The organism is Psychrosphaera algicola, from assembly GCF_028401425.1.
GTDB classification, from domain to species: domain Bacteria; phylum Pseudomonadota; class Gammaproteobacteria; order Enterobacterales; family Alteromonadaceae; genus Psychrosphaera; species Psychrosphaera algicola.
In genome coordinates this window covers 4155100-4169096 of the sequence record NZ_JAQOMS010000002.1, presented here as the reverse complement: position 1 = coordinate 4169096, position 13997 = coordinate 4155100, and the positions used below count along the sequence as shown (strand labels likewise).

Below are 13997 nucleotides of genomic sequence, written 5' to 3'. Positions count from 1 at the left end.
TAAAAACAAAAAACAACATTACGAAAAACCAAAATCTAATTTGCGGATTAACATAAATGGAATGTTTAATTTAGTATTATCGTTAAAAAGCGATTTGTAATAGATTACTAAATGTCCATATGTAACCGCTTACAAATTGGGTTGTATTTGTGCGAATGATGCATTTTTTGAGGGAAAGTTGTCCGGGAAACAACTCGCTCAAGGATTGAGGGATTAAAAATGTATCTTTTGTTATTCAGTCATGAATATAAATGGACGAACACTTAAAAAAATCACAACAATACAAAGTGGGAATTAAAATGAAACATTTACAATCACAGCGTAAGAATCAAACTTTTGCAAAATCACTACTAGCCGCTAGCATTGCATCAAGCTTCTATGCGGGTGTCGCAATTGCAGCCGACGATAACGCAGCAGCGGAGGCCTCAATTGAAGTCATTTCTGTTACTGGTATGCGTTCAAGTATTCAAGAGTCAACGCGTTTAAAACGAGATGCAGAGGGCGTTGTAGACGCAATTTCATCAGAGGATATGGGTAAATTCCCAGATACTAACTTAGCTGAATCACTACAACGTATTACTGGTGTTTCTATCAGTCGTGTAAACGGCGAAGGGTCGGAAGTTACTGTCCGTGGTTTTGCGGGTGATAACAACATGGTGACTTTAAACGGTCGAATGATGCCTGCGGCAACAACTTATGGTGCCGGTTCAGGTGCTGATGGAACGACTCGAGGCGGTGGTACGCGAGCATTTGATTTTGCCAACCTTGCATCAGAAAGCGTAAAGTCTGTTGAAGTTTATAAAACAGGTAAAGCAAATATTGCCACTGGCGGTATTGGCGCAACAATCAATATTAATACAGCAAGACCACTCGATACCGTCGGGTTTAAAGCCAATGTAGGCGTTAAAGCTGTAGCAGATACAACAAACAGAACTGGCAGCGACATTACACCTGAACTTTCAGGCTTGATCAGCTATAGCGATGACGATTCAATTTATGGAGTTAGCTTATCAGTCAGTCACCAAGAGCGTGATTCTGGTTACACTGGAGCGACCGTAAACAACTGGAACATCGGATACTGGAATGACCTAAATAACCTATAGTGGTTTGTATAATAATACCGGAGACATTTATCAAAATGAACCTGAAGATGGTCAATTATACGCTCGTCCAAATGACATCCGTTATGCATTTTCAAACACCCAACGTGTTCGAGATAACGCCCAATTAACATTACAATTTAGACCTACCGATAGAATTACCGGTACACTTGATTATACATTCGCTGAAAACCAACTTACTGAGCACCGTGGTGAAATCACCAACTGGATGCAGAATGGTGACAACGTACAACAAGTCATTTTTGACGACTCTGCGGTAGCAACACCAATTTATGCTAAAGAAGCCTATTCTGGCGGTTCGGATGAAGGCTACGAGCAACAATTACGTGAAAACTTAAATACCCTCACCTCACTAGGTGTTAACTTTGAATTCGAAGTTAATGACAGCTTGATTTTACGACTTGATGCCCACCAGTCAAATATGCACAGTCGCGGTGTTGGCCCTCGTAACAGTGGTGAACTTGCTGTTGGTCTAGGTGCTCCAATTAAAACACAAACAGAATGGTTCTGGGGCGCTGACTTGCCAACGTTTAGCAACGTTTACGATGACAGTATCCGTGGCGCAAATAATAACGGCATGGTAGACGCAGGCGATGTTGGTTCGTCTATCGCTCGTATTAGAAATGCATCACAAGAAACAGACATATCTCAAGTTAAGTTTGATGGTACGTATGAATTTGACGACGGTCGCTTTGACTTTGGTGTGGAAGTCAGTGAAATGGATTCACTTTCTATGCAAACGGCTGGTAACAATATTGCGCTTGGTAACTGGGGTGTTGCAAACCTAGGTGAGTTTGGCGATATACTTCAGCCATTTGACTTAGCGGGCGAATTTAACGATTACCCAACGTCATCTACCCCAGGTTATGGTTTTATTGGTAGCCCTTCTGCAATATATGATGCAGCACTTAATCTGTATCCAGGTATCCCGACTGAATCTGAAGCATCTTTGTCTGCAAGTAACCGTGTTATTGAATCAACAACGGCTGCTTATATGCAAATTGCAGTTGGCGGTGAACTAAATGGCATGCCTTTCCACGTATTGACTGGTCTACGTTTTGAAAAGACTGAAGTTGAATCGAGTTCTTTGGTAGGCACAATATTTTTCAGCTGGGAAGATAACGATGACGTAGTACCTTATGTAGACAGTAACATTCCTGCTGCGCCATTTTCGGCAACAAACAGCTATGACAACCTTTTACCAACATTTGATTTCGATATTGATATCACAGATGATTTAAAAGGTCGTTTCTCATTCAGTAAAACAATCGCTCGCGCTGGATTAGGAAGCTTAGGGGTTTCTGCTAGTAACTTTGGCGGCGGCGGTGGTTCAACACTACTTGGCGCAAAACCAACAGCTAGCGCATCTAACCTGATGCTTATTGCCTTTAGAATCTTCTAACGTTGATTTGTCTTTAGAATGGTACTTTGACGAAGCAAGTTACATTTCTACTGGTTTCTTCCAAAAGAACGTGGCTAAATTTATTGGTAGCAAGCAAGTTGACAGCGGTCACTTTGGTATCTTAGACGTTACAGGCGGAGCACGCGCAAAAGCAGCAGCACAAGCTGTAATAGACGGTGGTTGGGCGCTAGACGACAGTTCATTATATAACATGATGGTATTGTTAGAGCACCCAGAAGTATTCCCGAACGGCGCAGCGGATTATGATGGTTCTGATGCTCAAGCAGCACAACTTGCAGAAACTCCGGGATGGGATCTAACAGCAGTTGCTGGCGACCCTGAAATGATTTTCCGCACCAATACACCTGACAATAACAAAGAAGCTAAGATTTATGGTGCTGAATTTGCGGTCCAACACTTCTTTGGTGATACTGGCTTTGGTGTACAAGCTAACTATACGTTAGTTCGTGGCGATATTAAGTTTGATAACGAAGCGGATCCAGATGTATCTCAGTTTGCGTTAATTGGTTTGAGCGATACAGCTAACGTTGTCGCGATGTACGAGAAAGATGGTTGGCAAGCACGTATTGCCTACAACTGGCGTGACGAGTACTTAGCGGAAGTTAACAAAGGTAGTTCAAATAACCCGCGTTACGTTGAAGCTTACTCTCAAATTGACCTTAACGTAAGTTATGAAGTGAACGACGACTTAACCGTATTCTTCGAAGGGATTAACCTTACTGAAGAAAACAGCCGTTCGCATGCACGTAACAAAACCCAACTTTGGTACTTAACAGAGTTAGGGGCACGTTATCAAGTGGGCGCACGTTACTCTTTCTAATACGTAATCTAATTACTTAGAAACAGTTTGAACGTATAGAAGGCCGCTAAATTTAGCGGCTTTCTTTTCCCAACAACGAGATTAATGCACGCGGAATCAAACCGATTTGCCCTATAAATACAGGAATAATAATAACAATGGCCAACCATGTATTGCTAAACAACGTAACCCACAAAGATTTAAAAATTGATCCTCGCTATAGCGCTGCTCACGGCAATAACATTGCGAGTACAATAATCTTCCCTAATGAGATTGAAGACATTCAAAAAGAGTACCCTATTTTATTTCGCAAAGACCCTGAGACTAACCAGTTCCTATCTACCGTTATATTAGGCTTCGAAAAAACGAAAACCTGTTTTTAGACACTACAACAGCCACTGGATGGAATGCAGAATATGTCCCGGCTATTATCGCCCGTGAACCCTTTTTAATTGGTTATCAAGACCAATCAGCCGATGGTGGTGACGAAAAAGCACCAGTGATCCATATTGATATGGACAGCACACGAATAAATATTTCTGACGGAACAGCCTTATTTTTAGAGCATGGCGGTAACTGTCAGTACTTGGAAAACAGCGCAAGTTCATTAAAGCGAATTACCGAGGGCGCGAAATTGACCAATGTCATGTTTGCGGCATTTGAAGAGCTCAGTTTAATAGAACCCATTACAATTGAATTTACGTTAGATAACGGTGAAAAATACCAACTCAATGGCAACTACACAATTAGTGAAGAGAAACTCCAAAACCTCGATGGCGCAAGTCTTGAAAAGCTAAATCGGTCAGGCTTTTTACAAAGTGCCTTTTTAATCATTGCCTCAATTTCTAACATTCAAAAATTAATCAATTTGAAAAACCAACTAATAGAATAATTCGGCAGCATCTATTAATTTCGATGTAATAGAACAAGACTTGTGGCAAGTTAGGGTATGCAAAATATAACAAACAAAACAAACAGCATTGATGTCGGTACTTCAGGTCAAATCCCTGAGCATATACTGAATTCCTCCGAGCCTGTTATTTTAAGAGGATTGGTTAACAACTGGGAATTATATAAGGCGGGCCAAGCTTCAAATAGCCAAGCAATAGATTATTTAAAATCTGCCGACAATGGCAAACCCGCCATTGCATGTATTGGTAGACCCGAAATCCAAGGTCGTTTTTTTATAATAACGACATTAGTAAGCTCGATTATCAATCTCAAAAAATGCCAATTAGCGAGGTTTTAGACTTGATAATGGCAACTCTGAATGCCCCTCTAACTCCGTCGTATTATATTGCCTCAAGCTTTGTTGATAAACACTTACCTTCGCTCAGGGAAAATAACGATCTCGATATTTCAAAACACATCAACAGCGGTTTGATGTCAAAACCCGAGATGAAAATTTGGCTCGGCAATGCCACCCTCGCCGCTTGCCATTATGATACGTCAGACAATATTGCGTGTTGTGTTGTGGGTAATCGTCGATTCACATTATTCCCTCCTGAACAAATACATAACCTTTACCCAGACCCACTTGAGTTAAACCTATAAGTGGTCCTGCTATCAGTATGGTTGATTTTAACGAGCCCGACGTTGACAAATACCCACGTTTTAAAGACGCCATTGCAGCGGGACAAATTGCTGAATTGACCCCCGGGGATGCCTTGTATTTGCCCCGTATGTGGTGGCATCAAGTTGAAGGCTTAAGTAAGTTTAACGTACTTATTAACTACTGGTGGAACAACGTACCTAACTACTTAGGTGAAGCAATGAACGTATTACAACATGCCCTACTCAGCATTAAAGATCGACCATTAACAGAGAAAAAGGCATGGCAGCAAGTCTTTGATTATTATATTTTTTCCGAGTCAACTCACGCGGGTGAACACCTGCCAGAGCAGGCAAGAGGTTCGTTGGGAAAAATAGACGAATTACAGGCAAGAAAACTCAGAGCGCAATTGTTAAATAAGCTTAATCGATAACCCGAGCGAATTTCCTAACTTTGCTAACATAGGTTAAGTTAAAGCTCACTTTAAACGTTGGAACTCATTTTGACTTCGTATAATAAAAACATGGCAACAAAACCAATTAAAAAGTCGTCATCGCAGGTGGCGGAACCTCCGGATGGATAGCCGCAGCAGCCTTAACTAAACAACTTGGAAAAGTACTCGACATTGTCCTAGTCGAATCGGATGACATCGGCACGATAGGCGTAGGTGAAGCGACCATACCGCCCATGAGGACCTTCCATAAGTTTTTAGGTATCGACGAACAGGAAGTGATGCGAGCCACGCAAGCCACCTTCAAGTTAGGTATTTCATTTGAAAATTGGGGCCAAATTGGTGATAAATACATACATTCATTTGGGATCACAGGTAAAGACTTTTACTTGGGTGAATTCCATGACTTTTGGCTACATGGGTTAGAAAAAGGCATCGATGCGCCATTTGGTGACTATTGTTATGAATTACAAGCAGCCAAAGCTGGCAAATTTGCCACCTCGGCTAAATCAAAAATAAACTATGCCTATCATATGGATGCAACTTTATACGGTCGATTTTTACGAAAATTCAGTGAAGATAGAGGTATTACTCGCATCGAAGGTAAAATTGTAGATGTACTGAAAGACCAAACAACTGGCGGCATAAGCGCTATTACATTGGGCTCCGGTCAAGCCATCGAAGGTGACCTATTTATTGACTGTACAGGTTTTCGAGGTTTACTCATCGAAAAAGCGCTGCACACAGGGTACGAAGATTGGTCACATTGGTTGCCATGTGATAGTGCTGTCGCTGTGCAAACCGCGTCGACAGGTCCTGCAGTTCCGTATACGCGGTCTATTGCACATAGCGCGGGCTGGCAGTGGCAAATTCCATTACAACATAGAGTAGGTAATGGATTAGTGTTTTGCAGTCAATATATGTCGGATGAAGAAGCCATAAAACAACTTTTAGATAACATTGATGGACCGCCAATTACCAAACCCAAAGTGATCAAATACCGAACCGGTCGACGACGGAAAAATTGGAATAAAAACTGTATTGCAATGGGACTTTCCAGTGGGTTTGTTGAGCCTTTGGAATCAACCAGTATCCATCTTTTTATGATGGCAACCATTCGCTTAATGAAGCTATTTCCCTTTGGTGGCATCACAGATGAAGTTATTGATGAATACAACCAACAAGCTGCAGTCGAGCTTGAAAAAATACGCGACTTTATCATTTTGCATTATCACGTAACGCAACGTGACGACAGCCCGTTTTGGCGTTATTGCAAAGATATGGAAGTACCTAAGACCTTGTCACACAGGATTAATTTATTTAAAGACGGTGGTCGTGCGTTTCAGTCAGACGGTGAGTTATTCAGAGTCGACTCTTGGGTTCAGGTGATGTTGGGGCAAGGCATAGCCCCTAAACAGTACCACCACATGGTTAAAACGATGAGTGACCAAGAGCTAGAAAAGTTCCTGACAGGGTTGAAGCATTCAATTAAATCGGCAGTAGACCAACTGCCCACTCATCAGGAGTTTGTTAAACATTATTGCCAAGCACCAGAAATTAAAAACTAACTTATGCCAATCCTAAATGCAGTCACAATATTGCAACAGGATTAGTCTAAATAGACATGCCCCCGTTACTTGGTTAAGTAAGGCAATTATGAGCCACAGTTATTTAATATAACCATCGAAAAGATGCCGTCTTTACGACGTAAAGTAATATTGACAAAAAACGAACAACTAACAACTAACAACCGAAACTAATGCACCGCGTGTACTATTGACTATCTTCTACACACTGCCTAGTATAATTTTTAATGATAATAATAAAGGATTATGACTTTGAAAACACTATGGTTAATTGCAATTCCCCTGTTCCTTTTTGGCTGCTCCTCTGACAGTAAGCCGGACCAAGAAACTGATATCGATTCTGACAACGATGGCGTTGTCGACAGTTTGGATCCCTTCCCACATAACCCTGAACTATCTGCCTATGCCTACCTCGCAGAGAATGGCATAACCATTGTTGCAGTTGATGAAGCAAGTGTGGGGAAAACTCAATTAATCAATGGGGTCGAATACACCATAGTAGATGACAAAACCATTCGAGACTATGATAAAGCCGATTTACATACCGTTATAACGACCAAAGTCACTAACTTGAAATGGATGTTTATAAATGCACAATACGTTCCTGATATTACATCCTAGGACGTATCAAATGTAACAAACATGTCGAGAATGTTCAATTCAGCAGATTTTAATCAAGATATTAGCGCTTGGGATGTTTCTAAAGTGACTGATATGAGTGAAATGTTTTCCAATGAAAGATTTAACCAAGATATCGGCTCTTGGGATGTTTCTAATGTGACTAATATGGAGCGTATGTTTTATAATAGTCAATTCAAACAAGATATTGGTGATTGGAACGTTTCAAATGTGGTGAATATGAACGAAATGTTTGCCTACTCAGCATTCAATCGAGACATTAATTCATGGGATGTCTCTAATTTGAAAAGTGCTAGCAGGATGTTTACTTCTTCACTGTTTAATCAAAACATTAATTCTTGGGATGTCTCTAGTATGACTAGCATGAAATTAATGTTCAACGAGTCAAGTTTCGATCAAGATATTGGCGCTTGGGATGTCTCTAATGTGACTGATATGAGTGAAATGTTCAAAGATTCTAAGTTCAACTATGGACATTGGGTCGTGGGATGTCTCTAATGTGGCGAATATGAGTGAAATGTTCAAAAACTCAGAATTTGATCAGGACATAGGCTCGTGGGATGTCTCTAATGTGACTAATATGGGTGAAATGTTCAAAAACTCAGAATTTAATCAAGATATCGACTCTTGGGATGTCGCTAATGTGACTAATATGAGTGAAATGTTCAAAGAATCAATGTTCAATCAGCACATAGGTTCGTGGGATGTATCTAATGTGACTGATATGAGTGAAATGTTCAAAGGATCAAAGTTCAATCAAAACATAGGTTCGTGGGATGTATTTAATGTGACTGATATGAGTGAAATGTTCAAAGACTCAGAATTCAATCAAAACATTCGTCCTTGGGTTGTCTTTAACGTGACTGATATGAGTGAAATGTTTTCAGCTAGCCCTTTTGATCAAGACATCGGCTCTTGGGATGTCGCTAATGTAACTGATATGAGTGCAATGTTTTCAGCTACCCCTTTTAATCAAGACATCAGCTCTTGGGATGTCGCTAATGTAACTGATATGGGTGCAATGTTTTCAGCTACCCTTTTTAATCAAGACATTAGCAATTGGGATGTCGTTAATGTAACTAATATGGGTGGAATGTTTTCAGCTACCCCTTTTAATCAAGACATCAGCTCTTGGGATATCTCTAATGTAGAAAATATGGGTGGAATGTTTTCAGCTACCCCTTTTAATCAAGACATCAGCTCTTGGGATATCTCTAATGTGAAATATATGGGTGGAATGTTCAGAAGCTCTGCATTCAATCAGGACATTGGAAATTGGGATGTCTCTAATGTAGAGCTTATGGCTGGAATGTTCAGAAGCTCTGCATTCAATCAGGACATTGGAAATTGGGATGTTTCTAATGTAAAAAGTATGGCTAGAATGTTCGAAAGCTCAGTATTCAATCAGGACATTGGAAATTGGGATGTCTCTAATGTGAAATATATGGACGGTATGTTCCAAGATTCTGTTTTTAATAAAGACATAAGCTCTTGGGACGTTTCTATTGTAACTGATATGAGTTCAATGTTTTTAGGGTCAGTTTTTAACCTAGACATCAGCTTATGGGATGTCTCTAATGTAAAATATATGGAAAGTATGTTTCAACGTTCTGTTTTCAATCAAGATATTAGTTCTTGGGATGTCTCTAATCTGAATCGAGCGTATAGCATGTTTGCCGAATCTAAATTCAACCAAAATATTGGTTCGTGGGATGTGTCTAGTGTCTGGTCTATGAATAAAATGTTCTGTAACTCTAGCTTTAAGCAAGATATCAGTGGTTGGGTGGTATCTCAAGTTAAGAAAACCTCACTCGGCGAACCCTATGAAAAAGGTGCTATGTTTACCCTTAGTTGCGGCACGCTACCGCCTGAGTTCAACCCCTTTAATTAACGTTAAGTTTGATGTTTATTGAACGCCTAACATCTACCGTCAAACGCTTTGATGTTAATAAGTGAGTTGATGTTGGTTGGTTTATAAAACCTCTGATGCTGAGTATTGAACATAACGTCAATACTCAGCGAATCTAATTAAAAGTTATCTAGTTTGCGCAGGTTGGTGCGCCCTCAGGTAATTGCTCCATGCGTACATCCGCAATTTCAATTTCAAATGAACCGTCGGACGCGATCAATAATGGGCCATTTATTCTACTGGCATCAAGCCCTGGGCGACAAAACAGTTGAGTGGAATAGGAAACGTCACCCATTCACCTTTTGGTAGACCTCTAAACATTTTTTGAATGTTCATTTCACCACGGCATGGATATCCGCAGTCTAGACCAAACTGGACGCTCTTTTTAGGTTTCCTGATGACTTTAACTTCCATCGTTAAAGCCACTGAATCTTGCAACGAAGATAGATCAATGTTTGCACCGTAAATCGCAAACTGCCCCTTGCCTTTTTACGAGCCCACTTGATATTTATCGCATCATTAGCCACTTTATACGTTGCAGGTTTTACCGCTAGTTGCTTATCGGCTGATGACCCGGTGTTATTTTTGATGCCTTTTGTCCAGTCGCTGCTATCGCCGAGCACTATTCCCCATTCGCCTGTTGGTTTACCGTCGGTAAAATAAACATAATTACTGTTTACTGAGGAAGGATTGCTTTTTTGCACGGTTTTTACTGTGGCCTCAGATTTAGCTAATTTAACCCAAGCTGATATTTTATAAGTATGACCGCTGATTAGAGCTCTATTAAACGCGATTGCGGCCCCATTCCAATTATCTGTTCGTTGACTGACCTTTAAACTGTATTTACCATCGTTAACAATTGCACTTTCAAGGGCTAATTTTACATCACCATTTTTAAACCAAGGTGACACAGATCCGGTTTCCAAATCTGCATTATCGGTTAGATTCTCTGCCGAGCCAGATAGCTCTGAATTTAAATCTACCACAACGAGGCTGTCGATATAATAATTGATGCCTTTGTTGGGCCCTTCGATATACAGATACGGACTGGCAAGGTCTTTGTCGTTACTATGTTTATAGTGCCCTGAAATTAGCTCCCAGTGGTCTCCCGTAATACTTTTTGTGGCAACGTTGTTGTACTGGTCGCCTTTTATTGTCTTGGTTTTTACCGTAATTGAGAAATCAGCGGCGTGCGCAGTTATTAAGCAAGAAATGCCAAACATTATAGCCAATGAAATATTTTGAGCTGCGCGCTTTAACTTTTGTTTGTATTGATTCATAAGATCATCTCTTCTCTTGATAAAGTAAAAAACTCTTAATTTACTAATAAATTAAGAGTTTTTATGATTATGTATTAGGGCTAAATAGCCAATTGACTATTTAGCCACTAATTCAAAGTCATCGACGTAATAAACTGCGTCTGGCGTTTTACCTAAGTCAAAAACGAGCCTAGTCACTTCCTCTGTTGCGGTAAACTCCCAAACGACTTGAGACCAATCAGCGGTAACCATAGCTGTAGCGCCATATTGCGGCGTAGTTTCATTGGTAGAAAAACGAACTTCGCCATCAACGGTTCCTTTTATCCAAACCGATGCACTATAAGTAGTGCCTACAACTAAAGTGGTTTCATCACTAACAAGTTGCGATTGATACTCGGCGTTAAAGTCACTGCCATTAGTCACTTTGGCTGAACGTGCACCACTGTGAACTTCAGTAAGTTCTTGCACAATGCCATCACCATTGTTCCACTTGCCCCAATTATCAAAGTCATTGTCTGTACCTAGTTCTAAGTCACCGTTTAACAAGACTGTATCAGCCGATAACATGTAAGCCGGTTCGGCAGCAACAGGAATAAGTTCAACATCATCAATTAGATAAGTAACTGCAGACGCTCCTAAATCCAGAACAACTTGAGTTGCAACATCGTTCGCTGCAAATGTCCAGGTCACTTGTTGCCATGATGTCCCAATCGTTTCATCAGCACCATAAAGTGCACCAGCTTCACTGCTTGTAGAGAAGCGAACTACACCTCCGTCTTCTTCACCTTTTATCCACATTGAAAGCACATATTCATTGCCAACAACTGTTTCTACAGCGTCACTTCCTAATTGTACATCCCAAGGATTCGTGCCGGTACCAACCACTTTCACACCGCGGTTACCACCATGAACATCAGTTGTTTCAGCAGTAACATTTACTGAACCATTCCAAGCCCCCAGTTTTCAAAACTGTCACCGGCACCCAATTCAAAGTCACCATTTGGTAAAATATTGGTTGGAACGACTACGGCCTCACCATCAATTTTTAGTGAGTCTATATAATAAGATGCTGTTGGAGAGTCGCTTTCAACATAAACAATCACTTGTGTTTCAGGACCATCTGACGCGTGAACATATTCGGCGGTTAATTCAACCCATGCCGTATTATCAACCGATGCATTGGCAATTGTTATGTAGTTATCGCCGCTGTCATCAACAACTTTTAAACTTAACTTCATGTTTTCCGCTGTCTCTTCGACTAACTTCACCCATATTGAAAAGTAATATGTGTCGCCAACAACTAATTTGTCTGTAATTGTATAGATAGGAGCATGCCAGCCTGAAGAACGACCGGTTATCAACGCACTAAAACTCCCTTCTTTAACTTCTGTCGGCTCAAGCGTTAACATCGCATCGCCTTGAGTCGTCCACGGGGCTTGAACGCCAGACTCAAAACCTGAGTTATCAAGTGCGACGCTCGTATCTACAGCGCCACCTATAGTTCGAAATCATTATCGATAACCACTAACGAATCGACATAATATTCAACGCCAGCATCTGCACCTTCGATATAAATGTAAGGTTCTGCAGTTTCAGTTCCTATTGGCGCATGAGTATATTCACCCGTTAGCTCAACCCAATCGGTGTTTGTCGCTATCGTTGACCCTATACCGTTATAATGATCACCATCGTCGTCCGCGACTTTGACTGTCAATGAAACATTAGATGAGTCAACATTTGCCATTTTAACCCAAACAGAAACAGAGTAAGTGTGGCCGACAATTAGCTTGTCGCCAAAGGAAATAGCGGCACCATTCCATCCATCTGTTCTATCGGTTACTTTTAAACTAAATGACCCTGCTTTGACTTCAGTTTGTTCGATGGTCAACACAGCTGGACCGTTCCCGAACCATGGGTCGGTGCTACCCGTTTCAAGTCTGCATTATCTAACGATAATTTGTCAGAGCCCGCTCCAGTGTCTACGTCATCACTAACTGGTGCAATAACCACATCAGCATAACGCGGGGTTACATTAATTTCCTCATCTTCCAATTCTAGAGAACAACCTGTAATTGACAATGCGATTAAAGAACTCAATAAACCAATTTTATAATTTGTACTTATCATTTTTCTACTCACAAATATTATTATAATTATGTCTTTTCAAACTATATAGAGATGAATTTAGAAAAGGTATAGCGATAATCAGGATTAAAAAAAAGACAAGTTTCAAACTCAAAAACATAATAAATCGACCTAATTTTGTCGGTAAATTACGTCCTCAGTAAGTGACAAAAATCAGTATATCTTGCGATATATTGTTTTTAATTTGCGTTTTCTTATAGTTCAATTGACTATTTGGTAAATAAGTACCTAAATACACCTAAGAAATTTGTATTAAAGGTTTATCTGTTAAGCTCTGTTGGGCGTTAGCGATAATTTGCTAAAAGTAGAGACAATAAATGTCACCTGCAAAATATGAATAAAATGTATCCGTCATAATAAATAATAAAGCTAAAATGTGGAGCAAAAGCATGGGGCACGTTGGTCGTAATTCAAAGGGTATTCAAAGACAAATACCTATATTTAAAAAGTCATTAATAGCCATGGCTATTATGAGCTTAAGTACAAATGTCTACAGTCAAGAAGAGAAAAAACAGAAGCTGAAGACAATGTAGAAGTCATCGAAGTAAAGGGCATGAGGAGCAACTTACTTAACGCGCAAAATTTAAAACGTAATGCTGAAACATTTGTCGATTCCATTACATCTGACGATATCGGTTCTTTACCTGACCGAAGCGTTTTAGAAGCAATGCAACGTTTACCTTGGCGTATCGATTGAACGTTTTGCGGCATCAAACGACCCTGATCACTTTAGCTCTGAAGGTTCTGGTGCAGTCGTCCGAGGAATGACTCAAACTCGAAGCGAATTTAATGGTCGAGATTCTTTTACCGCCGACTCAGGCCGTGGATTAAGCTTCCAAGACGTTCCACCTGAAATGATGGCCGGTGTTGATATATACAAAAACCAAACGGCTGACATGATTGAAGGCGGCATTGCCGGAACAATTAGTTTGCGCACCCGTCGTCCATTTGACCAAGCGGGTCGCCAATTAGCGTTTTCTGCCGATTGGACACGTGGTGATATTGCTAAAGAAACCACCCCAACCTTCTCGGGTTTATACAGCGATCGCTGGGATAAAGGTGAACTTGGTGAATTTGGTTTTTAATTAACTTTTCTAAGTCTCGATTAGAAGC

At 40.5% G+C, this 13997-nt stretch carries 15 protein-coding genes and 3 pseudogenes; 12 read left to right on the top strand and 6 right to left on the bottom strand.

The window, feature by feature from the left end:
- The first annotated feature begins 299 nt into the window (after window positions 1–299).
- The 10 genes and pseudogenes from PN838_RS22935 to PN838_RS22880 all read left to right on the top strand — a co-directional run bounded on the left by PN838_RS22935 (window position 300) and on the right by PN838_RS22880 (window position 9462).
- Window positions 300–1103: a TonB-dependent receptor plug domain-containing protein gene (locus PN838_RS22935; RefSeq protein ID WP_272182110.1), complete on the top strand. Its 804-nt coding sequence runs from the start codon at window positions 300–302 to the stop codon at window positions 1101–1103.
- Between the two features lie 4 nt (window positions 1104–1107).
- Entirely contained in the window at window positions 1108–2523 is a 1416-nt protein-coding gene (locus tag PN838_RS22930; protein ID WP_272182109.1) for a TonB-dependent receptor, read from the top strand.
- On the top strand, window positions 2504–3364 hold the full coding sequence (locus tag PN838_RS22925) for a TonB-dependent receptor domain-containing protein (protein ID WP_272182108.1): 861 nt from the start codon (window positions 2504–2506) through the stop codon (window positions 3362–3364). The genes PN838_RS22930 and PN838_RS22925 overlap by 20 nt, the downstream gene beginning before the upstream one ends.
- Window positions 3365–3501: 137 nt before the next feature.
- Window positions 3502–4235: pseudogene (locus tag PN838_RS22915) on the top strand (SapC family protein).
- Between the two features lie 57 nt (window positions 4236–4292).
- Window positions 4293–4897 (top strand): annotated as a pseudogene (locus PN838_RS27675) (cupin-like domain-containing protein).
- Between the two features lie 17 nt (window positions 4898–4914).
- A complete protein-coding gene (locus PN838_RS22900) occupies window positions 4915–5328 on the top strand; it encodes a cupin-like domain-containing protein (RefSeq protein WP_272182104.1) in 414 nt (137 codons plus the stop codon).
- A gap of 119 nt (window positions 5329–5447) precedes the next feature.
- On the top strand, window positions 5448–6914 hold the full coding sequence (locus PN838_RS22895; RefSeq protein WP_272182693.1) for a tryptophan halogenase family protein: 1467 nt from the start codon (window positions 5448–5450) through the stop codon (window positions 6912–6914).
- A 270-nt stretch (window positions 6915–7184) separates the two neighbouring features.
- Window positions 7185–7553: a hypothetical protein gene (locus PN838_RS22890; protein WP_272182103.1), complete on the top strand. Its 369-nt coding sequence runs from the start codon at window positions 7185–7187 to the stop codon at window positions 7551–7553.
- 12 nt (window positions 7554–7565) lie between these two features.
- Window positions 7566–8069: pseudogene (locus tag PN838_RS22885) on the top strand (BspA family leucine-rich repeat surface protein); the annotation flags it as partial.
- Window positions 8041–9462 carry a BspA family leucine-rich repeat surface protein gene (locus tag PN838_RS22880; protein WP_272182102.1) on the top strand — a complete coding sequence of 474 codons (1422 nt, stop codon included), beginning with the start codon at window positions 8041–8043 and terminating at the stop codon, window positions 9460–9462. The pseudogene PN838_RS22885 and the gene PN838_RS22880, both read left to right, overlap by 29 nt.
- Window positions 9463–9711: 249 nt before the next feature.
- On the opposite strand, the gene PN838_RS22875 is transcribed toward PN838_RS22880, so the two are convergent.
- The 6 genes from PN838_RS22875 to PN838_RS22850 all read right to left on the bottom strand — a co-directional run bounded on the left by PN838_RS22875 (window position 9712) and on the right by PN838_RS22850 (window position 12866).
- The gene (locus tag PN838_RS22875; RefSeq protein ID WP_272182101.1) at window positions 9712–9906 is read right to left on the bottom strand and encodes a putative glycoside hydrolase; all 195 of its coding nucleotides are present in this window, start codon (window positions 9904–9906) and stop codon (window positions 9712–9714) included.
- Window positions 9897–10760: a carbohydrate binding domain-containing protein gene (locus PN838_RS22870; protein WP_272182100.1), complete on the bottom strand. Its 864-nt coding sequence runs from the start codon at window positions 10758–10760 to the stop codon at window positions 9897–9899. The genes PN838_RS22875 and PN838_RS22870 overlap by 10 nt, the downstream gene beginning before the upstream one ends.
- 96 nt (window positions 10761–10856) lie before the next feature.
- The gene (locus tag PN838_RS22865) at window positions 10857–11699 is read right to left on the bottom strand and encodes a carbohydrate binding domain-containing protein (RefSeq protein ID WP_334313555.1); all 843 of its coding nucleotides are present in this window, start codon (window positions 11697–11699) and stop codon (window positions 10857–10859) included.
- Window positions 11675–12238: a carbohydrate binding domain-containing protein gene (locus PN838_RS22860; protein WP_272182692.1), complete on the bottom strand. Its 564-nt coding sequence runs from the start codon at window positions 12236–12238 to the stop codon at window positions 11675–11677. Before PN838_RS22860 ends, PN838_RS22865 begins: the two co-directional genes overlap by 25 nt.
- Entirely contained in the window at window positions 12235–12630 is a 396-nt protein-coding gene (locus tag PN838_RS22855) for a carbohydrate binding domain-containing protein (RefSeq protein ID WP_272182098.1), read from the bottom strand. Before PN838_RS22855 ends, PN838_RS22860 begins: the two co-directional genes overlap by 4 nt.
- Window positions 12624–12866 carry a hypothetical protein gene (locus tag PN838_RS22850; protein WP_272182097.1) on the bottom strand — a complete coding sequence of 81 codons (243 nt, stop codon included), beginning with the start codon at window positions 12864–12866 and terminating at the stop codon, window positions 12624–12626. The genes PN838_RS22855 and PN838_RS22850 overlap by 7 nt, the downstream gene beginning before the upstream one ends.
- Window positions 12867–13437: 571 nt before the next feature.
- Here PN838_RS22850 and PN838_RS22845 point away from each other — a divergent pair.
- On the top strand, window positions 13438–13581 hold the full coding sequence (locus PN838_RS22845; protein ID WP_272182096.1) for a hypothetical protein: 144 nt from the start codon (window positions 13438–13440) through the stop codon (window positions 13579–13581).
- 67 nt (window positions 13582–13648) lie between these two features.
- Window positions 13649–13969: a hypothetical protein gene (locus PN838_RS22840; protein WP_272182095.1), complete on the top strand. Its 321-nt coding sequence runs from the start codon at window positions 13649–13651 to the stop codon at window positions 13967–13969.
- Window positions 13970–13997 lie beyond the last annotated feature (28 nt).